The organism is Frankia sp. CcWB2 (assembly GCF_977927585.1).
In genome coordinates, this window is sequence record NZ_CDWRCM010000267.1 from 5531 (window position 1) to 5991 (window position 461).

Sequence of the window (461 nt, forward strand, 5' to 3'; positions counted from 1 at the left end):
AACCGTTCGGGCTCGATAATCCCAACACGATCTACTACGCCGCGGACCGGCCGTACGGCAAGATCGAGGGAACGGTCCTGCGCGATGACGCTCCCGACCCGGGGCCGAGCTGGCTGACCTTCCCGGGATTCTGCTGACCGGTGCTGACCGGTGCCGTCACCCGACGGGCGGTGGGCGCCCCGGACGCCTGTCCCAGCGGCGCAGCGTAAGGCGGTCGCCGGGCATAAGCGTAAGGGCATGCGCGGCGTCACCGTCGCGCACGGCGAGGGCCGCCATCCCCGCCGAGCCGACGTAGAGCACCGCCTCCCCCGGGCCGACGGAACCGAAGGTGACCCCTACCGCCAGTTCAACCATCGGGCCCGCGGCCGCGGGCGGCCCGACCGCCTGCTCGGCCCCGGTCGGGCGGTCCCGCCGGAGCGGTCGCAGCACCGCCCGACCCGGCGGGCGCAGCCCGGCCGCGC

The 461-nt window shown here is 75.1% G+C and carries 1 protein-coding gene; it reads right to left on the bottom strand.

Annotated elements, in window-relative coordinates; genetic code table 11:
* Positions 1-156: 156 nt before the first annotated feature.
* Positions 157-461 (bottom strand): SAM hydroxide adenosyltransferase (locus ACY45C_RS20060; protein WP_462189112.1); only part of this gene is annotated, 305 nt, incomplete at its 5' end.